Annotated in this window: 18 protein-coding genes; 12 read left to right on the top strand and 6 right to left on the bottom strand. The window is 63.7% G+C overall.

The window, feature by feature from the left end; genetic code table 11:
• Positions 1 to 436: 436 nt before the first annotated feature.
• From M1D34_RS11730 to M1D34_RS11720, 3 genes are all read right to left on the bottom strand, one after another.
• Positions 437 to 1,894, bottom strand: coding sequence for an NCS1 family nucleobase:cation symporter-1 (locus tag M1D34_RS11730; protein WP_014529064.1), 1,458 nt, complete (start codon positions 1,892 to 1,894; stop codon positions 437 to 439).
• A gap of 189 nt (positions 1,895 to 2,083) precedes the next feature.
• The gene (gene copM, locus M1D34_RS11725) at positions 2,084 to 2,470 is read right to left on the bottom strand and encodes a CopM family metallochaperone (RefSeq protein ID WP_498779144.1); all 387 of its coding nucleotides are present in this window, start codon (positions 2,468 to 2,470) and stop codon (positions 2,084 to 2,086) included.
• A 73-nt stretch (positions 2,471 to 2,543) separates the two neighbouring features.
• Positions 2,544 to 2,969: a hypothetical protein gene (locus tag M1D34_RS11720; RefSeq protein WP_015007219.1), complete on the bottom strand. Its 426-nt coding sequence runs from the start codon at positions 2,967 to 2,969 to the stop codon at positions 2,544 to 2,546.
• Positions 2,970 to 3,201: 232 nt separating this feature from the next.
• Between M1D34_RS11720 and hisS the strand changes: the two genes are divergently transcribed.
• From hisS to M1D34_RS11695, 5 genes are all read left to right on the top strand, one after another.
• Positions 3,202 to 4,716, top strand: coding sequence for a histidine--tRNA ligase (hisS, locus tag M1D34_RS11715; protein ID WP_010968817.1), 1,515 nt, complete (start codon positions 3,202 to 3,204; stop codon positions 4,714 to 4,716).
• A gap of 5 nt (positions 4,717 to 4,721) precedes the next feature.
• The gene (locus M1D34_RS11710) at positions 4,722 to 5,861 is read left to right on the top strand and encodes an ATP phosphoribosyltransferase regulatory subunit (protein ID WP_498779142.1); all 1,140 of its coding nucleotides are present in this window, start codon (positions 4,722 to 4,724) and stop codon (positions 5,859 to 5,861) included.
• Positions 5,858 to 6,553 (top strand): ATP phosphoribosyltransferase, encoded by a 696-nt coding sequence (gene hisG, locus M1D34_RS11705; RefSeq protein WP_498779141.1) that lies wholly within the window; start codon positions 5,858 to 5,860, stop codon positions 6,551 to 6,553. The genes M1D34_RS11710 and hisG overlap by 4 nt, the downstream gene beginning before the upstream one ends.
• A 120-nt stretch (positions 6,554 to 6,673) precedes the next feature.
• Positions 6,674 to 7,381 (top strand): glutathione binding-like protein, encoded by a 708-nt coding sequence (locus M1D34_RS11700; protein ID WP_026029796.1) that lies wholly within the window; start codon positions 6,674 to 6,676, stop codon positions 7,379 to 7,381.
• A gap of 87 nt (positions 7,382 to 7,468) precedes the next feature.
• Positions 7,469 to 8,686, top strand: a complete 1,218-nt coding sequence (locus M1D34_RS11695; protein ID WP_028010437.1) for an NAD(P)/FAD-dependent oxidoreductase — start codon at positions 7,469 to 7,471, stop codon at positions 8,684 to 8,686.
• A gap of 501 nt (positions 8,687 to 9,187) precedes the next feature.
• Here M1D34_RS11695 and groL read toward each other — a convergent pair.
• A complete protein-coding gene (gene groL, locus M1D34_RS11690; RefSeq protein WP_010968823.1) occupies positions 9,188 to 10,825 on the bottom strand; it encodes a chaperonin GroEL in 1,638 nt (545 codons plus the stop codon).
• Between the two features lie 75 nt (positions 10,826 to 10,900).
• Entirely contained in the window at positions 10,901 to 11,197 is a 297-nt protein-coding gene (gene groES, locus M1D34_RS11685) for a co-chaperone GroES (protein WP_010968824.1), read from the bottom strand.
• A gap of 268 nt (positions 11,198 to 11,465) precedes the next feature.
• On the opposite strand from groES, the gene M1D34_RS11680 reads away from it, so the two are divergent.
• From M1D34_RS11680 to M1D34_RS11655, 6 genes are all read left to right on the top strand, one after another.
• Complete coding sequence (locus tag M1D34_RS11680; protein ID WP_003537317.1) at positions 11,466 to 12,293, top strand: chromate resistance protein ChrB domain-containing protein; 828 nt, start codon at positions 11,466 to 11,468, stop codon at positions 12,291 to 12,293.
• A gap of 313 nt (positions 12,294 to 12,606) precedes the next feature.
• Positions 12,607 to 13,455: a TIGR01459 family HAD-type hydrolase gene (locus tag M1D34_RS11675; protein WP_003537315.1), complete on the top strand. Its 849-nt coding sequence runs from the start codon at positions 12,607 to 12,609 to the stop codon at positions 13,453 to 13,455.
• A 13-nt stretch (positions 13,456 to 13,468) separates the two neighbouring features.
• Positions 13,469 to 14,452: a bifunctional riboflavin kinase/FAD synthetase gene (locus M1D34_RS11670; protein WP_010968827.1), complete on the top strand. Its 984-nt coding sequence runs from the start codon at positions 13,469 to 13,471 to the stop codon at positions 14,450 to 14,452.
• Between the two features lie 282 nt (positions 14,453 to 14,734).
• Positions 14,735 to 17,644, top strand: a complete 2,910-nt coding sequence (gene ileS / locus M1D34_RS11665; RefSeq protein WP_127638807.1) for an isoleucine--tRNA ligase — start codon at positions 14,735 to 14,737, stop codon at positions 17,642 to 17,644.
• 133 nt (positions 17,645 to 17,777) lie between these two features.
• Positions 17,778 to 18,398 (top strand): hypothetical protein, encoded by a 621-nt coding sequence (locus tag M1D34_RS11660; RefSeq protein WP_003537309.1) that lies wholly within the window; start codon positions 17,778 to 17,780, stop codon positions 18,396 to 18,398.
• Positions 18,399 to 18,460: 62 nt separating this feature from the next.
• On the top strand, positions 18,461 to 18,940 hold the full coding sequence (locus M1D34_RS11655) for a GNAT family N-acetyltransferase (protein ID WP_028010254.1): 480 nt from the start codon (positions 18,461 to 18,463) through the stop codon (positions 18,938 to 18,940).
• A gap of 42 nt (positions 18,941 to 18,982) precedes the next feature.
• On the opposite strand, the gene M1D34_RS11650 is transcribed toward M1D34_RS11655, so the two are convergent.
• On the bottom strand, positions 18,983 to 19,432 hold the full coding sequence (locus tag M1D34_RS11650; protein WP_127541659.1) for a nucleoside deaminase: 450 nt from the start codon (positions 19,430 to 19,432) through the stop codon (positions 18,983 to 18,985).
• A 74-nt stretch (positions 19,433 to 19,506) separates the two neighbouring features.
• Between M1D34_RS11650 and M1D34_RS11645 the strand changes: the two genes are divergently transcribed.
• A complete protein-coding gene (locus tag M1D34_RS11645) occupies positions 19,507 to 21,228 on the top strand; it encodes a pseudouridine synthase (RefSeq protein WP_498779134.1) in 1,722 nt (573 codons plus the stop codon).
• The last annotated feature ends 1 nt before the right edge of the window (position 21,229 follow it).

Genomic DNA, 21,229 nt, shown 5'->3' with positions numbered 1-21,229 from the left:
TCTTGTTGTCCAGCCCTTCGCGGATTTACTCCGGAGTGGCGGCATCTGTATTTCCAGCAGTGGCGAGGCTTGCGGATGGGTCCTTGGGATCAAACCCGTATGCGCTAACATTGGCATTACCGGTCACCCGCCCCTCATCCGCCTGCCGGCACCTTCTCCCCGCAGGCGGGGAGAAGGGACAAGCGGCGCCGACTGAACCCCGCATTCACCGCCCGCCCGAGGGAGCGAGTGGGCGCGGCATATCCCTTCTCCCCGCCTGCGGGGAGAAGGTGGCGGCAGCCGGTTGAGGGGCAATCCCGACCGAGCGGGGTTGAGGCGGTTGGGTTCCCGAGGGATCCCTTTCATCAGCAGTATCCGCCGCACCGGCGCGCAAGAGATATGTGCATGCCGTAGCGTTCGATGGAGAGGGCGATGTTCTCTGATAGAAATTAAGCCATCAGGGTTGGGCCGGGTATGGCCTGGCCGATTTGAAGGAGCGGAGCGCGTAGTATATCGCACCGGCTATGGCGACGCCGAAGAACCAGCCGTAGACACCCCACCATGCCGGCATCACGGATGTAAGCCCCGGCAGGATCGAGGAGAAGACGATCCCGATGCCGGCGGCGATCAGCGCGTTGACATGCCAGCCGTTCTCGAAGCGGAATTCGCCGTCTTCGCGGTAGAGCGCCTCCACATCCACGCGGCCCTTTCGGATGAGGTAGTAGTCGACCATCATGACGCCGAAGATAGGGCCCATCGTATTACCGATCATGTTGACGAAGTGCGCAGCCCCGCCTTCCCAAGGCGCGAAGGGATAGAGCGCGAGGGCGATCAGCGCCGCGATATAGCCACCCTTCTTGAAGTCGATGTGCTTGGGAAAGACGTTGGCGAAGTCGAAGGCGGGCGAGACGAAGTTGGCGACGACGTTGATGCCGAGAGTCGCCACCGCGAAGGTCAGCGCGGCGAGCAGCGCCAGGAACCAGCTGTCGAACTTGGCCGAAATCTGGTCGGGGTGCAGCAGCACCTCGCCATAGACATTGAAGGCGGCGATGGTTGTGACGCCGGCAACCAGCGAGAACAGGATGAGGTTGACCGGCAGGCCCCAGAGGTTGCCGACCTTCAGCGAACGTTCGCTCGGGCAGTAGCGCGAGAAGTCGCAGAAATTGAGATAGAGCGCGGAGAAATAGGTGACCCAGATCGCGGCCACCGCGCCAAGCGCGGCGAACGACCCCGGTACCCCCGGCACGCCGGCGTTCTTGGTCTTTTCAAGCAACACGTCCATCGGGATCGTGTGGCTGAACGAGAAGCCGCCAGCCTTGACGACGAGATAGATCGCAAGCAGCAGCATCATCACCCAGACTGCTGGACCGGCCCAGTCCTGAAATTTTCTAACCGTTTCCATGCCGTTCTGGATGATCAGCAGTTGAAGACCCCAAACGACGACGTAGCAGACGAGTTCGAGGGTGGAATGACCGAGCATGTGGCTCGACTGGTGGAACTGAAGCAGGCTTTCATTGCGGACAAGCAGCGCGACGATGGCGCCCGAGGCTGCCGCCGTCTGCGCACCGTACCAGAAGCACGCGACGATGGCGCGGACGATTGCCGGGAAGTTCGCGCCCCAGATACCGAAGGACGCCCGGGCCAGGACCGGGAATGGTACACCGGTGCGCACGCCCGCAACGCCGACGAGCTGCATCAGGAAGAAGATGATGAGCGAGCCGATGCCGATGGCCAGGAGGAAGTTCATGAAGCTGCCGCAGAAGAGAAACAGGCTGGCGGCGAGATAATATCCCCAAAGGCTGTGCACGTCCGATGTCCAGACGTTGAAAATGGAGAATGCGCCCCAGTTGCGTTCTTTGGCGGGCGCGAGGTCTTCGTTGTACAATTGTGGAGATGCACCGGGTGGTATCGTCATCGTTTCCCCTCTTGACGTCATGGCACCTGTGCCTATGGAAGAGGAGCTTGCGGCCAACTGTCAATATCGGTGCCGCCTCGGAGCCGAGTGGCACCGAGCCCAAACGCGAAAATCTTTCCGTTCGTCGCGTTAAACGTTCGTCCCGGTCTTCTTTGAACAGAAAAGGCTGCGCACGTCCCTAACGGTGCTCTAGCCGCCATTGTGGGCCAGCCATTCCTTCATCATCCTGATCTCTGCTTCCTGGGCCTTGATGATGTCATCGGCGAGTTTTCGGATTGCTTCGTCCTTGCCGTGTGCGAGCTCGACCTTCGCCATGTCGATCGCTCCCTGGTGGTGAGCGATCATGGCGCGTACGAAATCGAGATCGGCATTGCCGCTGAAGGCGATGTCCATGTCCTTGTGCATCTTGGCGTTCGCCTCGGCGAAGGCCTTGCTCGACGGGGACGCGTCACCCGCCGCGCCGCTTTCTGCCGAACCGTGATGCATGCTGCCGTGGTCGGTCTCCTGCGCGAGCGCGGGAGCAGCAGCGAATGTGGCGGCGAGAAACAGGGCAGCCATGAATCGTTTGGGGACCATATCGTTTCCTTTCATCGAGTCCGCCGCTGACGGGGGGACAGAATGCAAAGATGATGGAAATTGGCACGCGCCGTTACGCGTTCGTTTTTTCAGTCTCGGGTAGCGCGAACACGCCTTCGAGCGAACCCTCTGCGCCCTCGTCCGTAAGTGTCGAATTGCCAATGCAATAAAGCGGGGAAGGATGTCCCGTTGCGCCGCGGACAGTGGTCGAGAAGCAGAAGGACGAGGAGCTTTCCGTCGCCTGTTCCAGAATATTCAGGATCGTGGACCGGTCGCCTCTGTCATAGGCCCTGACAAGGTCGATGATGCCGCAGGGATTGCGCCGCAGTCCGAGGAGGGCGGCGGTTTTGGAACCTATCATGAAGGCGCCGCTGGAAAGGTCGCAGCGCCACGGCTCCACCAGGCAGCCCGCCTGCGAGACGCGGCGGGTCCAGGCTCTGTGCGTCTCCGGACTCAAAGGCTTTATGGCTCCGGATCCCGGTGTCATGAAGTTCAGCATATCGCTCAGTCCCCAAACTCGCGCTCGATCTGCTGCGTAACTTATACGCGTAAACGGTAAGATATACAATCACGGCATTGTGATCGCAGCTTTGGCGCAGGAACGCATCCAACGCCGCAATGTTCCGGAAGCCCGCACGCGCGCGGTCTCGCGGCTTGTCGCCGCCCTTGCCGCCCCTGCCATGATCCGGTAGGGAAGGCACCGACCAAGCTTGAAGTCCGGAATGCTTTCAATGAATGAAAAACAGAAGAAAACGCAGAAGCTCAGGGCACGCCTGCCGCGCGGCTTCGTCGACCGGTCGGCCGCGGACATTCGCGCCGTCGACGAGATGATCGCGAAAATCCGCGAGGTCTATGAACGCTACGGCTTCGATCCGGTGGAAACGCCGCTTTTCGAATATACCGACGCGCTCGGCAAGTTCCTGCCCGACAGCGACCGGCCGAATGAAGGCGTCTTTTCGCTGACCGACGACGACGACCAGTGGCTGAGCCTGCGCTACGATCTGACCGCGCCTCTCGCACGTCACGTGGCCGAGAATTTCAACGAAATCCAGCTTCCCTATCGTACCTATCGCGCCGGTTACGTTTTCCGCAACGAGAAGCCGGGCCCGGGCCGCTTCCGCCAGTTCATGCAGTTCGATGCCGACACGGTCGGTGCCGCCGGCGTGCAGGCCGATGCCGAAATGTGCATGATGATGGCCGACACGATGGAGGCGCTCGGCATTGCCCGCGGCGATTACGTGATCCGCGTCAACAACCGCAAGGTCCTCGACGGCGTCCTGGAGGCGATCGGTCTCGGCGGAGTCGAGCAGACGAATACGCGGCTGACGGTGCTGCGCGCCATCGACAAGCTCGACAAGTTCGGTCCGGAAGGCGTGCGGCTGTTGCTGGGCGAAGGGCGCAAGGACGAGAGCGGCGACTTCACCAAGGGCGCCGGGCTCAACGAGGAGCAGATCGGCAAAATCCTGTTCTTCGTTGGGATCACCGACTATGCCAGGAGCGCGGACGAACTGGCGGCGCTCGTCGCCGGAACGGCTCGCGGCGCCGAGGGCGTCAACGAGTTGAACACGATCCGCGGTCTCGTACTCAGCGCCGGCTACGAGGCGGACCGCATCAAGATCGACCCGTCGGTGGTGCGCGGCCTCGAATATTATACCGGCCCGGTCTTCGAAGCGGAGTTGCAGTTCGCCGTCACCAATGAAAAGGGCGAGAAGGTCGTCTTCGGCTCCGTCGGCGGCGGCGGCCGCTACGACGGCCTCGTGTCGCGCTTCATGGGACAGCCGGTGCCGGCGACCGGCTTCTCGATCGGCGTTTCGCGGCTGATGACCGCACTCAAGAATCTCGGCAAGCTGGGCGCCGAACAGGTCACCGCTCCGGTTGTCGTTTGCGTGATGGATCGCGATATCGAAAGCATGGGGCGCTACCAGCGCTTCGTGCAGGATCTTCGCCATGCCGGGATCCGCGCCGAAATGTACCAGGGCAACAAGAAGAACTTCGGCGATCAGCTCAAATATGCCGACCGTCGGGGATCGCCGATCGCCGTGATCCAGGGGGGTGACGAGCGCGCCTCCGGCGTCGTGCAGATCAAGGACCTGATCGAAGGCAAGCGGCTCTCGGGCGAGATCGAGGATAATGTCGCCTGGCGCGAGGCGCGTGTCGCGCAGGTTTCCGTTCCGGAAGGCGAACTCGTCGCGAAGGTACGCCAAATTCTGGCGGAACAGGCCGAGGACCGGAAAAGGGCGGGCTGACCGCAATGCCTCTGATCAACCTTCCCGCCTTTGCCGGCGACCTCCTTGCGGACTTCGAGCGCCGGAACACGCTGCGCGTCGATACGCCGGTCATCCAGCCGGCGGAGCCTTTCCTCGATATGGCCGGCGAAGATCTGCGCCGGCGCATCTTCATGACCGAGAGCGAGACCGGCGAGAGCCTTTGCCTGCGCCCCGAGTTCACCATTCCCGTCTGCCTCCGGCATATCGAGACCGCAACCGGCACGCCGCAGCGCTACGCCTATCTGGGCGAGGTGTTCCGGCAGCGCCGCGAAGGATCGAGCGAATTCTATCAGGCGGGCATCGAAGACCTTGGCGATCCGGATACGGCCGCTGCCGACGCCCGCGTGGTCGGCGACGCGATGTTCGTCCTCGCCAACCGATTGCCGGGCGAGCGGCTGGAAGTGACGCTCGGCGACCAGTCGGTGTTCGAAGCGGTGATTGCAGCCTGCGGCCTGCCCGGGGGCTGGCAGAAGCGCCTCATCCATGCCTTCGGCGATCAAAAGCAGTTGGAACGGCTCCTGGCGGCGCTCGCCGATCCGAAGTCGCCCGGCGTCTTCGGTCACGACGTCGAGCGCGTCGCGGCGCTCGGCATGCTCGAGGACGAAGAACGGCTCGTCGCCCATATCGGCGAAACGATGAAGGCGACCGGCTATTCGACCAATGCGGGCCGCTCGCCCCGCGACATAGCGCGGCGCCTGAAGGAAAAGGTCGAACTCGCCGCCACCCGGCTGGACAAGGCAGCGCTCGGCGTCATGCGCGCCTTCCTGGCTCTCGATCTGCCGCTCGCCGATGCTCCGGCGGCGCTCCACCGCTTCGCCGGCAAGGCGCGCCTGAAGATCGATGATGCGCTGGCGCTTTTCGACGCGCGCGTGGCCGCGCTTGCAAGGGCCGGCGCCGATCCCGGTCTGATGCGCTACCGCGCCGCCTTCGGACGGCCGCTTGATTACTACACCGGGCTCGTCTTCGAAATCGGGGTCGAAGGCACGCCGGCGGTGCTCGCCGGCGGCGGCCGGTTCGACCGCCTCCTAACCTTGCTCGGCGCCCGCGAGCATATTCCGGCCGTCGGCTTTTCCCTCTGGCTCGACCGGATAGAACAGGCGATCGCTGCGGGGAGGGCGGAATGACCGTCACCATTGCGCTGCCCTCCAAGGGGCGAATGAAAGATGAGGCCTCGGCGATCTTCGAACGCGCCGGGATGAAGATTGCGGCGGTCGGCAGCGACCGGTCCTATCGGGGCCGCGTTGAAGGATGGAACGACGTCGAGATCGCCTATTTGTCGGCCTCGGAAATCGCCCGTGAGATCGGCAGCGGCGCGGTCGATTTCGGCGTCACGGGCGAGGACCTCGTGCGCGAAGGCCTGGCGGACGCCGATGCCCGTGTCGACTTCGCCGCCCGGCTCGGCTTCGGTCACGCCGATGTGGTCGTCGCGGTTCCCGAGATCTGGTATGACGTCGACACCATGGCCGACCTCGGCGATGTCGCCGCGGACTTCCGCGCGCGTCACGGCCGGCGGCTTGCGATCGCCACCAAATACTGGCGTCTGACGCAGCATTTCTTCTCGGGCAGCCACGGCATCCAGCTCTACCGCATCGTCGAGAGCCTGGGAGCGACCGAAGGCGCGCCGGCATCCGGCTCAGCCGACATCATCGTCGACATCACCTCGACGGGCTCGACGCTCAAGGCCAACCATCTGAAGATCCTTTCGGACGGCGTGATCCTGCGCTCCGAGGCCTGCCTGGTGCGGGCGCGCAAGGCCACCCACGAGGGTAATCCCGTGATCGACCGGATCGTTGCTGCCGTGCGGGCCGTGCTCTGAGCGCGAGGACGGCGAAGGTGAAGGCCGGCAAATTTGCCTTCGACCCTGACAAATGCAACCGGCGCTCCCTATGTTGGGGCGGCAGACACCCTTTCGATTTCCCACCTAGAGGCATCCGTCATGGCTGATCTTTCCTCGTTTCCGATCACGGCTCGCTGGCCGGCGAAAAATCCCGATATCATCCAGCTCTATTCGCTTCCGACGCCGAATGGCGTGAAGGTCTCGATTGCCCTCGAAGAACTGGGCCTGGCCTATGAGGCGCACCGCATTTCCTTCGATACCAACGAGCAGAAGTCGCCCGAATTCCTGTCGCTCAATCCGAACGGCCGCATTCCGGCGATCATCGATCCGAACGGACCGGACGGAAAGCCGATCGGCCTGTTCGAATCCGGCGCGATCCTGATCTATCTTGCGGAAAAGACCGGCAAACTCCTTCCGGCGGACGCGGCCCGCCGCTACGAGACGCTGTGCTGGGTCATGTTCCAGATGGGCGGCATCGGACCGATGTTCGGGCAGTTCGGCCATTTCTTCAAATTTGCCGCCGACAAGGTCGCCAACAACCCCTATCCCGTTCAACGCTATCGCGACGAAGCGAAGCGTCTTCTCGGCGTCCTCGAAGCGCGGCTCGAGGGCCGTCAATGGCTGATGGGGGAGGAATACACCATCGCCGACATCGCGACCTATCCCTGGGTGGAAGGGGCGCGGAAGTTCTATGGTGGCGCCGAGGTGCTCGACTATAAGAGCTTCCCGAATGTCATGGACTGGGTGGATCGCGGCCTGGCACGCCCTGCGGCCCAGAAGGGCATGGAGATCCCGCGCAAGGAGTAGATCAAGAGCGCGGAGCCTTCCGGCCGGAGATTGACCGGACGCCGGCCGGGAGGATAGCGATGAGCAGAGACGATTGAGGTGGAGCAGGTGTCGGGAAGACTTGTTGTTGTCGGTGGCGGTCAAGCCGCATTCGCTTTGGTCGCCAAGCTTCGCGCCCTCAAGGACATGCGTCCGATCACCGTCGTCGCCGCCGAAGCGAGCCTGCCCTACCAGCGGCCGCCGCTCTCCAAGAAATACCTGTTGCGCGAAATGACCCTCGATCGCCTGCTTTACCGGCCGGAGGCCTGGTATGCGGAGCACGAGATCGACATTCGCCTTTCCACGACGGTGACGCGGGTCGATCGTCTCGCAAAGCAGGTAGCGCTGAGCGACGGCTCGATGCTCACCTATGAGACGCTTGCCTTCGCGACCGGCGCCACGCCGCGCCGGCTGCCGGCTGCGGTGGGCGGCGATCTCGCGGGCGTTTTCGTCGTGCGCGATTTCCGGGATGCCGACCGGCTGGCAGAGGAGATGCAGCCCGGCCGGCGGGTGCTGGTCGTCGGTGGCGGCTATATCGGCCTCGAGGCTGCGGCGGTTGCCCGGACTTCGGGGCTTGAGGTCACGGTCATCGAAATGGCCGATCGGATCCTTCAGCGCGTCGCCTCCGCCGCCACCTCGGCGATCGTCCGCGAAATCCACCGCTCTCACGGCGTCGACATACGTGAGCGCACCGGGCTCCATCGTCTGATCGGCGACAACGGCCGCGTGACGGCGGCGGAACTCTCCGACGGCTCCGTCATTCCCGTCGACATCGTGATCGTCGGCATCGGCGTGGCGGCGAATGATGCGCTGGCGCACGAAGCCGGCATCGAAACCGCAAATGGCATTGTCGTCGACAGCCATGGCCGGACCTCCGATCCAACGATCGTCGCCATGGGCGACTGCGCCGTCCTGCCGTGGGACGGCATGCGCATCCGCCTCGAATCCGTGCAGAATGCCGTCGATCAGGCGGAAGCGGTTGCCGCGGTTCTTGCGGGCAGCACCGATCCCTACGACCCGAAGCCATGGTTCTGGTCCGACCAGTACGACGTCAAACTGCAGATCGCCGGCTTCGGCCTCGGCCACGACGAAACGCTCGTCCGCCAGGGCCAGCGCCAGGGCAGCGTCTCGGTCTGGTATTTCCGCCAGGGCAAACTGATCGCGGTCGATGCGATCAACGACGCCAAGGCGTATGTGACGGGGAAGAAGCTTCTCGAGGCGGGGGCCACGCCGGACCGTTTGCTGCTCGCGGATCCGCAGGTCGACCTGAAGGCATTGCTTGTATAGTAGCCGCGATGCCGCCGTCTGCGCTGCAACTAGGGCATATACCATCTGATCCTCTCGCGGGACCATTGCCTTGGGGCAGACAAGCGGTCTTGACTTCACATGCACAAACGATGCCACGGGCAGAACGCAGAAGCGGAAGCGAGAGCCCGCCGCAAATATTCTCCCCCACAAGGGGGAGACGACAAGCGGCTTGACCTTCACCTATCCCGAACGATCCCGTCGGCAGACTGCATAACTGGAAGCGAGAGCCAGCCGGATTTCTCCGCGGCAACGGCCCCTCCCGAGGGCCAGACGTAGCAGCCAACTTATATTTCCGCGGATTGTGGCGGGGGCCGGAGCAATAAGACCTACGGAAACCAAATGGAAGCGGTAAGCGCCGAACATGGAAACCGCTGGCGGCCTTCGCGATCTCTGCTTCGTGGCCGGCGGCGTTAAAACAAAAAGGGCGGCTCGAGAGCCGCCCTTCAGATCCGGATGGATCGTGCTAAGGCTGTCGCCTTATCACATCATGTCCATTCCACCCATTCCGCCCATGCCGCCAGGCATTGCCGGAGCGTCCTTCTTCGGCAGTTCGGCGATCATGGCTTCGGTGGTGATGAGCAGCGAAGCAACCGAGGCTGCGTCCTGAAGCGCGGTGCGAACGACCTTGACCGGGTCGATGATGCCCATGGCGATCATGTCGCCATACTCGCCGGTCTGAGCGTTGTAGCCGAAGTCGTCGGTGTTCTTCTCGAGGATCTTGCCGACAACGATGGAGGCTTCGTCGCCAGCGTTTTCAACGATCTGACGGGCCGGAGACTGCAGAGCGCGGCGAACGATGTTGACGCCGGCGTCCTGATCGTCGTTCTCACCCTTGACGGTGATCTTGACGGAAGAACGCAGCAGGGCAACGCCGCCGCCCGGTACGATGCCTTCCTGAACGGCAGCGCGCGTCGCGTTGAGGGCGTCGTCGATGCGGTCCTTCTTTTCCTTCACTTCGACTTCCGTCGCACCGCCGACGCGGATGACAGCGACGCCGCCGGCGAGCTTGGCAAGGCGCTCCTGCAGCTTCTCACGGTCGTAGTCGGAGGTGGTTTCTTCGATCTGGGCCTTGATCTGAGCGACGCGGCCTTCGATGTCGGACTTCTGGCCGGCGCCGTCGACGATCGTCGTGTTTTCCTTGGTGATCGAAACCTTCTTAGCGCGGCCGAGCATGTCGAGCGTGACGCTTTCGAGTTTGATGCCGAGGTCTTCCGAGATCACCGTGCCGCCCGTCAGGATGGCGATGTCTTCGAGCATGGCCTTGCGGCGGTCGCCGAAGCCCGGGGCCTTGACGGCAGCGATCTTCAGGCCGCCACGCAGCTTGTTGACGACGAGCGTTGCGAGTGCTTCGCCTTCGACGTCTTCAGCGATGATGAGGAGCGGCTTGCCGGTCTGCACGACGGCTTCGAGAACCGGGAGCATCGCCTGGAGGTTGGAGAGCTTCTTCTCGTGCAGGAGAATGAAAGCGTCTTCGAGGTCGGCGACCATCTTTTCCGGGTTGGTGACGAAGTAGGGCGACAGGTAGCCGCGGTCGAACTGCATGCCTTCGACGACTTCCAGCTCGGTCTCGGCGGTCTTGGCTTCTTCAACCGTGATGACGCCTTCGTTGCCGACCTTCTGCATCGCTTCCGCAATGTCGAGACCGATCTGCTTTTCGCCGTTTGCCGAGATCGTGCCGACCTGGGCGACTTCGTCCGAGGTGTTGATCTTCTTGGCCTTGGCGAGCAGGTCCTTGACGACTTCGGCGACAGCCAGGTCGATACCGCGCTTCAGGTCCATCGGGTTCATGCCGGCGGCAACGGCCTTCGCGCCTTCGCGAACGATCGCCTGGGCGAGAACGGTTGCAGTCGTCGTGCCGTCACCGGCAATGTCGTTGGTCTTCGAAGCGACTTCGCGGACCATCTGGGCGCCCATGTTCTCGAACTTGTCTTCGAGTTCGATCTCCTTGGCGACCGAAACGCCGTCCTTGGTGATGCGCGGCGCGCCGAACGACTTGTCGATAACGACGTTGCGGCCCTTCGGGCCGAGCGTCACCTTGACTGCGTCGGCGAGGATGTCGACGCCGCGCAGCATCTTTTCGCGCGCGCTGCGGCCGAACTTGACTTCTTTAGCTGCCATTTTGAAAGCTCCTGGTTTCGAAATTCCGGAACTGGTCCGGTTTCAAATTGCGGAAGTTTGAAGGGTTGCCGGCGATCAGCCGATGACACCCATGATGTCGGCTTCCTTCATGATCAGAAGGTCTTCGCCGTTGATCTTGACTTCGGTGCCGGACCACTTGCCGAACAGGATGCGGTCGCCAGCCTTCACGTCGAGCGGAACAACCTTGCCGCTTTCGTCACGGGCACCCGAACCGACAGCCACGATTTCGCCTTCCTGCGGCTTTTCCTTAGCGGTGTCCGGAATGATGATGCCGCCCTTGGTCTTTTCTTCAGACTCGACGCGGCGGACGACAACGCGGTCGTGCAGCGGACGGAAATTGGTGCTTGCCATTGTCTAATCCCTCGATCAAATGACACTGCGGGTCACGGATGGACCCGCCAGATGGGTGTTAGCACTCATATCAAGCGAGTGCTAGCGCCAGCCGAGATAAGGCTGGCCGTGAAATGAGTCAAGGATAGGCTCCGAGATTTTTTGCCGGCCATGATCGTTGACAGACCGGCCGCACTTTTGTTTGATGAGTGCCATGGGGTAAGCGAATACCTCACGAGGCGCCATGCCGGAATTTCGCGTCCGCTAACGATCTAAAGGACGTCGTATCATGGCATCGTTCAACTCCATCTCATCCGAAAAACTCGCTCGTCTCGTTGGTACTCCCAAGGCGCCCGTCGTCATCGATGTGCGCGATGACGACGACTTCGCAGCCGATCATCATCTCGTGCCGGGCTCCTTCCATCGCGGCCATGTTCACGTGCCGCAATGGGCCGAGGAATACCGCGGCGGCTGGGTTGTCGTGCTCTGCAAGCACGGCGGCAAACTCAGCGAGGGTGCCGCCGCATGGCTGCGTCATGCAGGCGCGGCTGCGGAGATACTCGACGGCGGTATCGAAGCGTGGCGGGCCGCGGGACTGCCGCTCGTTCCGGTCGCAAGCCTTCCGAATGCAGACCCTTCGGGGGGATCCGTCTGGGTGACCCGATCGCGGCCGAAGATCGACCGCATAGCCTGCCCCTGGCTGATCCGGCGCTTCGTCGACCCGCGTGCCCGGTTTCTTTATGTCACGCCGGCGGAGGTCGAGGCGGTCGGCGAGCGCTTCGGTGCGACGCCGTTCGACATCGAGGGCGTCTTCTGGAGTCATCGCGGCGAGGAATGCACCTTCGACACGATGGTCAAGGAATTCGGTCTCTCGTTCCCCGCGCTGGAGCACGTCGCCCGTATCGTCCGCGGCGCCGACACGGACAGGCGCGAACTGGAACCGGAGGCGGCGGGGCTGCTTGCCGTTTCACTCGGCCTATCGCGCATGTATGCCGATGATCTCGAACAGCTCGAGGCGGGGATGACGATCTATGATGCGCTCTATCGCTGGGCGCGTGATGCGACGCAGGAAAAGCACGACTGGGTATCGCATGGCGGAAAGGGGAAAAGGCCATGAACGGAGGGACAGCCGTGGAAGCCGCGCCCGCCTTCCCGCCGCGGCTTGTTTGATTACCACATCCCTGGAAGAGGCGAGACTGCAGGATCCGTTTCCTGCCAAAGGAAACATGCAATAGGCCGCGCAGTCGGCACTCGAGGAATTCAAGCGCATCGGCATGCGCGCCGACAAAACCGACCGGAGCTTCAACGCGCCGCTTCCCGGAATTGCTTTAAAATCCTTGGGAAGTGCCGCGTTTTTCTCGGCGTAAGGCTTGTATTCTTGCCCCTTCCTTGCGATGTCAGCCGGAAAGCCGAGTTTGCAGGAAGCCAGCATGGCCGTCAGGATCAACAGTTTTCGGGAAATCGCCGGTCGCTACGACGTTGTCCTTTGCGACGTCTGGGGTGTGCTTCACAACGGCATTCAAGCCTTTGCATCCGCCTGCGAAGCGCTGGCCGAGGCGCGCGCCCAGGGGCTCACCGTCGTTCTCATCACCAATTCACCCCGGCCGCATCCGGGCGTCACGGTGCAGATCCGCGGCCTCGGCGTCCCCGACGAAGCCTATGACCGTATCGTCACTTCCGGGGACGTGACGCAGGCGCTGATTGCGGCGGCCGACAAACGCATCTTCTTTATCGGGGCGGACCGGGATCTGCCGCTGCTTGAAGGGCTCGGCACCGAGATCGTATCCGCCGACGAGGCCGAGACAATCGTCTGCGCCGGCTTCTACGATGACGAGACCGAGACGCCCGAGCACTACCGCGCGACGCTGACGGGGCTCGCCAAGCGGAAAATACCGTTCATCTGCGCCAACCCCGATCTTGTCGTGGAGCGCGGACATAGGCTCATCCCCTGTGCCGGTGCCATCGCCAAACTCTATGAAGAGCTCGGCGGCGAGGCCCGCATTGCCGGCAAGCCCTATATCGCGATCTATCGCGCCGCTCTCGCGGAGGCCAAGGCCGCCAGGGGTGCCTTCGACCTTTCGCGCGTCATCGCCATCGGCGACGGGATGCCGACCGACGTCAAGGGCGCACAGGATGCCGGCTTCGACCTGCTCTACATCAGCGCGGGCATCCATGCGCAAGAATACATGCACGAAAGCCGGACCGACGAAGCAAGGCTCATGGCCTTTCTGAGGCAGAATGGGGCCCAGCCGAAATGGTGGATGCCGCGGCTGGCATGACGGGACGATCGGCATGACCGTTTTTCACCGCAACGAGACCCGCGATCCGCTGCCCGAACATCTTCGCGGCGGTGTGGTCGCGATCGGCAATTTCGACGGCGTGCACCGCGGCCATCAGTCGGTGCTGAACCGCGCGCTGGAGGAGGCCGTGAAGCGGGCCGTTCCGGCGCTCGTGCTCACCTTCGAGCCGCATCCGCGTACCGTGTTCCGGCCCGACACGCCGGTATTCCGCCTCACCCCGGCACCGCTGAAAGCCCGCATCCTCGAGGGAATGGGCTTTGGGGCCGTCATCGAATATCCCTTCGACCGGAGCTTTTCGGAGCTTTCGGCCTCCGACTTCATTCATAGCATCCTGCGCGAATGGCTGCACGCCTCCCATGTCGTCACCGGTTTCGATTTCCATTTCGGCAAGGGGCGGGAAGGCGGGCCGGCCTTCCTGATGGCGGCCGGGGAGCGCGAGGGATTCGGCGTGACGCTCGTGGATGCCTTCCGCGACGAAAACGCCGCCGTGATTTCCTCGAGTTTCATTCGCTCCCTGCTCGCCGACGGCGACGTTCCGCACGCGGCCGGGCTGCTTGGCTATCGCTATACGGTCGAAGCCGAAGTCATCGACGGCAAGAAGCTCGGCCGCACGCTCGGCTATCCGACCGCGAACATGCGCCTGCCGCCAGAGGCGGAGCTGAAAAGCGGCATCTATGCGGTGCGTTTCCGCAGGGCGGACGGGTCGCTCCATGACGGTGTCGCAAGCTTCGGCCGTCGCCCGACCGTCGACAGCGACGGCGAAGCCCTGCTGGAGACCTTCGTTTTCGATTTCTCCGCGGATCTCTACGGCGAGATCTGCGCCGTATCCTTCTTCGGCCGATTGCGCGACGAACTCAAGTTCGACGGTCTGGAGCCATTGATGGTCCAGATGCGCAAGGACGAGAGCGAGGCGCGCGCGCTGCTTGCGGGCGTCCAGCCCCTGAGCGGGATCGACCGCAGGCTCAATTTCGCCTGAGCGGCGCCAGGGCCCTGTGCCACCCGATACGTCAAAGAATTCGGGCATGTGCGGCCGGCGGACCTTTTCAAAAGGCGGAAAACGCCTTAAAGAACCGGCCACATGACCCGGATCCATCGAGTGATCATCGATCAGCGAATTATTGGCCCGGCTTTCCGCGCGCTCTAGTCTGCGCCGGAAGGTCCGGGATTTCGGCGTTTCAACGCCCCCATTCATCTTCGAGATTACCGAACCCTTCCGCCTGCGTGACTGCCCCGCGCGGAAAAGACGAATGCGAAAACCATGACCGAGACCGCTGAAAAGATCGACTATTCTTCCACTCTCTACCTGCCGCAGACGGACTTTCCGATGCGGGCCGGCCTGCCGCAGAAGGAGCCGGAGACCGTCGCCCGCTGGCAGAAGATGGAGCTTTACAAAAAGCTCCGCGCGTCCGCTGCCGGCCGCGAGAAGTTCGTCCTGCACGACGGCCCGCCCTATGCCAACGGCAACATCCATATCGGCCACGCGCTGAACAAGATCCTCAAGGATGTGATCAACCGCTCGTTCCAGATGCGCGGTTTCGACGCCAATTACGTGCCGGGCTGGGACTGCCACGGTCTTCCGATCGAATGGAAGATCGAGGAGAAGTATCGCGAGAAAGGCAAGAACAAGGACGAGGTACCGGTCAACGAGTTCCGTAAGGAATGCCGTGAATTCGCCAGCGGCTGGATCGGGATCCAGACCGAGGAGTTCAAGCGCCTCGGCATCGAGGGCGACTTCGAAAACCCCTACACCACGATGAACTTCCACGCGGAAGCGCGCATCGCCGGCGAGCTGATGAAGATCGCCAGATCCGGTCAGCTCTATCGCGGCTCGAAGCCGGTCATGTGGTCCGTCGTCGAGCGGACCGCACTTGCCGAGGCCGAGGTCGAATATGCCGACGTCGAAAGCGACATGATCTGGGTGAAGTTCCCGGTGACCGAGGGGCCCGAAGCGCTTGCCGGCGCCTTTGTCGTCATCTGGACGACGACCCCCTGGACGATCCCCGGCAACCGCGCGATCGCCTATTCGTCGCGATACGCCTATGGGCTCTATGAGGTCGCGACCGCCGAGAACGACTACGGCCCGCAGCCGGGCGAGAAGCTGATCTTCGCCAAGCGGCTGGCGGACGAGTCGGCGGCCAAGGCGAAGGTCACGTTCAATTTCGTGCGCGATATCGAAGCGGGCGAACTGGCGGCGATCACCTGCGCCCACCCGCTCCATGGCCTGGGCGGAGGCTACGCTTTCAGCGTGCCGCTCCTTGACGGCGAGCACGTCACCGACGATGCCGGCACCGGCTTCGTCCACACGGCGCCGAGCCATGGTCGCGAAGACTTCGAGGCCTGGATGGACAATGTGCGTCTCCTCGAGGAACGCGGCATCTCGTCCACCATCCCGTTTCCGGTCGACGATGCCGGCTATTTCACCGCCGACGCCCCCGGTTTCGGTCCGGATGCGGAAGGCGGCGCCGGCCGCGTCATCGACGACAAGGGCAAGAAGGGTGACGCCAATGAGCGCGTCATCAAGGCTCTGATCGGCCGCCACGCGCTCTTCGCGCGCGGCCGGTTGAAGCATTCCTATCCGCATTCCTGGCGGTCGAAGAAACCGGTCATCTTCCGCAACACGCCGCAATGGTTCGTCACCATGGACAAGGATTTCGGCGACGGCACGACGCTGCGCTCGCGCGCGTTGAACGCGATCGACGAAACCCGTTTCGTGCCCGGCGCCGGCCAGAACCGTCTCCGGGCGATGATCGAGCAGCGCCCCGACTGGGTGCTTTCGCGCCAGCGCGCCTGGGGTGTGCCGATCGCGATCTTCGCCGACGATGAGGGCGAAATCCTCGTGGACGACGAGGTCAATGCCCGCATCCTCGACGCCTTCGAGAAGGAAGGAGCGGACGCTTGGTTCGCAGAAGGCGCGAAAGAGCGCTTCCTCGGCAACGACCACGATCATGCCCGCTGGCACCAGGTCACGGACATCCTGGACGTATGGTTCGATTCCGGGTCGACCCACACCTTCACGCTCGAGGACCGTCCGGACCTGAAATGGCCGGCCGACGTCTATCTCGAAGGGTCCGACCAGCACCGCGGCTGGTTCCATTCCTCGCTGCTCGAAAGCTGCGCGACGCGCGGCCGCGCGCCCTACAACGCCGTCATCACCCATGGCTTCACCATGGATGAGAAGGGCGAGAAGATGTCGAAGTCGAAGGGCAATACCGTCACGCCCCAGGAGGTGATGAAGGATGCCGGCGCCGACATCCTGCGCCTCTGGGTCATGACGACGGACTATTGGGAAGACCAGCGCCTCGGCAAGACCATCATCCAGACGAACATCGACGCATACCGCAAGCTGCGCAACACGATCCGCTGGATGCTCGGCACGCTCGCCCACGACAAGGGCGAGGTCGTAGCGCTTTCCGACATGCCGGAGCTCGAACGGCTGATGCTGCATCGCCTTGCCGAACTCGACCGGCTGGTGCGCGAAGGTTACGATGCCTTCGACTTCAAGAGGATTGCCCGGGCGCTCATCGATTTCTCGAATGTCGAACTCTCGGCTTTCTATTTCGATATCCGCAAGGATGCGCTTTATTGCGACGCACCGTCGTCGCTGCGCCGCCGCGCGGCCCTGCAGGTCATCCGCACGCTTTTCGATTGCCTGGTGACCTGGCTTGCACCCATGCTGCCCTTCACCGCCGAGGAGGCCTGGCTTTCGCGCAACCCGCAAGCCGTCTCCGTCCATCTCGAACAGTTCCCAACGGTCCCGGCGGAATGGCGCAACGACGCGCTGGCCGAGAAATGGCGGAAGATCCGCGAAGTCCGCAAGGTGGTGACCGGCGCGCTCGAGATCGAGCGCAAGGAAAAGCGCATCGGCTCTTCGCTGGAGGCGGCGCCGGCCGTCCATGTCGCCGATCCGGATCTGCTCCAGGCGCTCAACGGCCAGGACTTCGCCGAGATCTGCATCACCTCGGCAATCGAAGTCGACGGCGGCGATGGCCCGGAGGATGCGTTCAGGCTGCCGGACGTCGCCAAAGTCAGCGTCGTACCGAAACTCGCCGAGGGCCGCAAATGCGCCCGCTCCTGGCGAATCACCACCGATGTCGGCTCCGATCCGCTCTATCCGGACGTCTCCGCGCGCGACGCGGCTGCCCTGCGGGAGCTCGGCTTCAAGCCGTAATCGATCGGTTTACCGGGTGAATTGCACTCAGGCTCTTCATCCGGTAAAACCTGCCCGAAATTTGGCGGTTTTTTCCGCCATGGGGCGCTGAATGGCCGCATCATGTGAGACGCGGCCGGCTGGAAGGAATCTCATGGGAATGACGCGAGAGTTGCGAGTGGCCGCCGGCATTGCCGCCATCCTGGCGGGAGGCCTGGTGCTTTCCGGCTGCATCGGCGGCCCGACCTATGGCACGGACAAGACGGCTGGCGAGCATTTGCTCGACGATCTCGGCAGCGCGGTCAGCCTCGCTCCCGCGAAGAAGGATCCGGTCAAGTATCAGCCGCGCCCCGGTTTGGTGCTGCCGCCGCAACAGCAGCAGACCGCTCTTGTCGAGCCGCAGCAGTCGCTTGCAAGCCGCGAGGCCAACCCGGCCTGGGTCGAGTCTCCCGAAGAGACGCGCGCGCGTCTGCGCGACGAGGCGGACGCCAACAAGAACGATCCCAACTACGTCTCGCCGCTGGCAAAAGCGAATGCCAACGGCCGCCGCCTTTCCGCCAAGGAGCAGCAGGAGGCCTATCGCCAGGCGCGCAAGATCGAGCAGGGCGCCTACTCGGACAAGCGCCGCTTCCTGAGCGACCCGCCGCTCGAATACCGTCGACTGCCGGAGGGCTCCGAAGTCGATCTCGGGGAACCGGAGAAGGACAAGGAGCGCCGCCGCAAGAAGGAGGCGCAGATCAAGAACTCCGGAAGCAAGTGGTACTGGCCGTTTTAGAGCGGAATGAGAAAGTGCGCGCGGTTCCGCTCGCATCCAAGTTTTGGAATTGGTCCTAAGCCATGGCTATCAGCATTCGCGATGCCGTTCCCGGTGACGCTGCGACGATCCTCCGTTTCATTACGGAACTCGCAACTTATGAAAAGGCGCCGCACGAGGTCGAGGCGACCGTCGAGCGCGTGCACGAGTCGCTCTTCGGAGCCGATGCCGTCGCGCGCGCCGTGATCTGCGAGGCCGACGGCAAGCCCGCGGGCTTTGCCATCTGGTTCTTCAGCTATTCCACCTGGCAGGCGCGCAAGGGGCTTTACCTGGAGGATCTTTACGTCTCGCCGGAGTTTAGGGGCTCGGGCGCCGGCAAGGCGCTCCTGAAGCACCTGGCGCGGACGGCAGTCGCGGAAGGCTGCGGCCGCTTCGAATGGAGCGTGCTTGACTGGAACGAGCCCGCCATCCGCGTCTATGAGGCCGTCGGGGCGGAGCCCATGTCGGAATGGACGCGTTACCGGCTCGCCGGCAAGGGGCTGGAAGCGTTCGCAGCGGACTGACACTTCACGCGCTCCCGGGGAAAACGCTACCCCGAAGTGCTTTTAACGCCGGCCGGCGAAGAATTCGCGCAGAATGTCGGCGGCCTCCCGCTCGGCAAGACCGGAATAGACATCCGGCACGTGGTGGCAGGTGGGAGAAGCATAGAACCTGACGCCGTTGTCGACCGCGCCGCCTTTCGGATCCTCCGCGCCATAATAGAGGCGGCGGATGCGAGCGAAGGAGATCGCGGCCGCACACATGGTGCAGGGCTCGAGAGTGACATAGAGGTCGGCTCCCGAAAGACGCTCGTCGCCGACGGCCGCCGCGGCGTGGCGGATGGCCTCGATCTCCGCATGGGCGGTGATGTCGTTGAGTTCGCGGGTGCGGTTTCCTGCAGCGGCGATCATCTTGCCGTCGAGCACGATGACGGCGCCGATCGGCACTTCGCCGCGTGCCGCCGCTTTTCGGGCCTCCTGAAGGGCCGCCTGCATGAAGCGCGCCGTTTCTGCCATTGTTCGTTCGACAATTTCCTCTTAACCCACGGCCTACGACCTGATAGGACAGCCGCAAAAGGCAGGCAACACAAATGACATCCAAAGACAAGCCCACGAGGCCCGGCGGCAAGGCCAAGGGTCGCGACAAGAAACCTCATTCCGGCAGCGAGAAGCCTGCGGCACGGGCAGCCGGCAGTGGTCCGGCGGCGCCCACCGGTGCGGACGAGCCGCAGCGCATTTCGAAGATCCTGTCACGCGCAGGCGTCGCATCGCGTCGCGACGTCGAGCGGATGATCATGGAAGGGCGGGTGAGCCTCAATGGCGTCGTGCTCGACACGCCGGTCGTCAATGCGACGCTCGCCGACAGGATCGAGGTCGACGGCCATCCGATCCGCGGCATCGAACGGACGCGTCTCTGGCTCTATCACAAGCCGGGCGGCCTCGTGACGACCAATGCCGATCCGGAAGGCCGTCCGACGGTCTTCGAGAACCTGCCCGAAGAACTGCCGCGCGTTCTGTCGGTCGGTCGCCTCGACATCAATACCGAGGGCCTGCTGCTCTTGACGAATGACGGCGGGCTTGCGCGCGTGCTCGAGCTGCCGTCGACCGGCTGGCTGCGCCGCTACCGCGTGCGGGCGCACGGGGAAATCGATCAGGAGGCGCTCGACCGTCTGAAGGAGGGCATCGCGGTAGACGGCGTCCTTTACGGAGCGATCGAGGCGACGCTGGACCGGGTGCAAGGTTCGAACGTCTGGATCACCATGGGCCTGCGGGAAGGCAAGAACCGTGAGATCAAGAATGTCCTCGGCGCGCTCGGCCTCGACGTCAACCGGCTGATCCGCATCTCCTACGGTCCGTTCCAGCTCGGCGAGCTGCCGATCGGCCAGGTTCAGGAAATACGCGGCCGCACGCTGCGCGAACAGCTAGGGCCACGGCTGATAGCCGACTCCAAGGCGAATTTCGACGCGCCGATCTATAACGACCAGCCGGCTGCTGCCGAGCCCGAAGCGGAGCCCGCCGATCACGGCAAGGCGGAATGGGGCAGCAAGCGCGAGAAGGCCGAGGACAAGCGCGAGCGTGCTCTTGCCCGCCTCGATACCCGCCGCGACGATGGTCGCCCGAGCGAACGCGGCCGCAGCCGCGGGAAGCCGGAGGAGCGTCCGGCGCGCCCGCCAGTCCGGCGTAACCGCTCTTCCAACGTCTGGATGGCGCCGGGTGCGCGTCCGACCGTCGAGAAGAAGCCAAAGGCGGCGGAGGACGACCTGTCGCCGAAGGCGGCGCGGCGCGCGCCTGCGGAAGGTAAACGCCGCGACCGCCCGAAGGACGCTGCCGCGAAAGCGGGCGGCTTCGATGCGGAACGCCAGGGCAAGGCCGGTAAATCCGCCGGTCGCAAGGACGCCGCGGGCGCCGGCGGCTTCGAGAGGCGTCGCCCGCTCGAAAGCGCGGAGCGGAAATCCCGCGATCATGGCGACCGTCCGCCGCGCCGGCCCAATGGCGAGCGAGCGGTCCGCCCGGCCGACGACCGCACCTCGTCCGAAGGACGCAAGGAGAGCGCTCGGCCGCCGCGTGGCGAAGGCAAGAAGAGCTTTGCCGGCGACCGGCCACGCGCGAGCGCCGGCGGAAAACCGGTGGCTGCAAAGCCGGCTTCGGGAAAGCCGGCCGCCCATCGTTCGTCCGGCCCGCGTGCCGGAAAGCCCGCCGGCAGCAGACCCGCTGAAGGCAAGCCCGGCGGCCGTCCGGGTGGCGGCAAGCCCGGCGGCCGTCCGGGTGGCGGCAAGCCGCCGGGCAAGGGGCCGCAGGGCAGGGGGAAGTAGG

It is taken from the genome of Ensifer sp. D2-11 (genome assembly GCF_054161295.1).
The sequence above is the reverse complement of the archived record's forward strand: the minus strand, read 5'-3'. Positions and strand labels throughout refer to the sequence as shown.

Excerpts from the sequence above, each read along its gene's own strand:
- ileS (WP_127638807.1), top strand. The coding sequence starts at position 14,735 with ATGACCGAGACCGCTGAAAAGATCGACTATTCTTCCACTCTCTACCTG.
- groL (WP_010968823.1), bottom strand. The coding sequence starts at position 10,825 with ATGGCAGCTAAAGAAGTCAAGTTCGGCCGCAGCGCGCGCGAAAAGATG.
- M1D34_RS11660 (WP_003537309.1), top strand. The coding sequence starts at position 17,778 with ATGGGAATGACGCGAGAGTTGCGAGTGGCCGCCGGCATTGCCGCCATC.
- M1D34_RS11675 (WP_003537315.1), top strand. The coding sequence starts at position 12,607 with ATGGCCGTCAGGATCAACAGTTTTCGGGAAATCGCCGGTCGCTACGAC.
- hisS (WP_010968817.1), top strand. The coding sequence starts at position 3,202 with ATGAATGAAAAACAGAAGAAAACGCAGAAGCTCAGGGCACGCCTGCCG.
- groES (WP_010968824.1), bottom strand. The coding sequence starts at position 11,197 with ATGGCAAGCACCAATTTCCGTCCGCTGCACGACCGCGTTGTCGTCCGC.
- M1D34_RS11720 (WP_015007219.1), bottom strand. The coding sequence starts at position 2,969 with ATGCTGAACTTCATGACACCGGGATCCGGAGCCATAAAGCCTTTGAGT.
- M1D34_RS11670 (WP_010968827.1), top strand. The coding sequence starts at position 13,469 with ATGACCGTTTTTCACCGCAACGAGACCCGCGATCCGCTGCCCGAACAT.
- M1D34_RS11700 (WP_026029796.1), top strand. The coding sequence starts at position 6,674 with ATGGCTGATCTTTCCTCGTTTCCGATCACGGCTCGCTGGCCGGCGAAA.
- hisG (WP_498779141.1), top strand. The coding sequence starts at position 5,858 with ATGACCGTCACCATTGCGCTGCCCTCCAAGGGGCGAATGAAAGATGAG.
- M1D34_RS11730 (WP_014529064.1), bottom strand. The coding sequence starts at position 1,894 with ATGACGATACCACCCGGTGCATCTCCACAATTGTACAACGAAGACCTC.
- M1D34_RS11655 (WP_028010254.1), top strand. The coding sequence starts at position 18,461 with ATGGCTATCAGCATTCGCGATGCCGTTCCCGGTGACGCTGCGACGATC.
- M1D34_RS11650 (WP_127541659.1), bottom strand. The coding sequence starts at position 19,432 with ATGGCAGAAACGGCGCGCTTCATGCAGGCGGCCCTTCAGGAGGCCCGA.
- M1D34_RS11645 (WP_498779134.1), top strand. The coding sequence starts at position 19,507 with ATGACATCCAAAGACAAGCCCACGAGGCCCGGCGGCAAGGCCAAGGGT.
- copM (WP_498779144.1), bottom strand. The coding sequence starts at position 2,470 with ATGGTCCCCAAACGATTCATGGCTGCCCTGTTTCTCGCCGCCACATTC.
- M1D34_RS11680 (WP_003537317.1), top strand. The coding sequence starts at position 11,466 with ATGGCATCGTTCAACTCCATCTCATCCGAAAAACTCGCTCGTCTCGTT.
- M1D34_RS11710 (WP_498779142.1), top strand. The coding sequence starts at position 4,722 with ATGCCTCTGATCAACCTTCCCGCCTTTGCCGGCGACCTCCTTGCGGAC.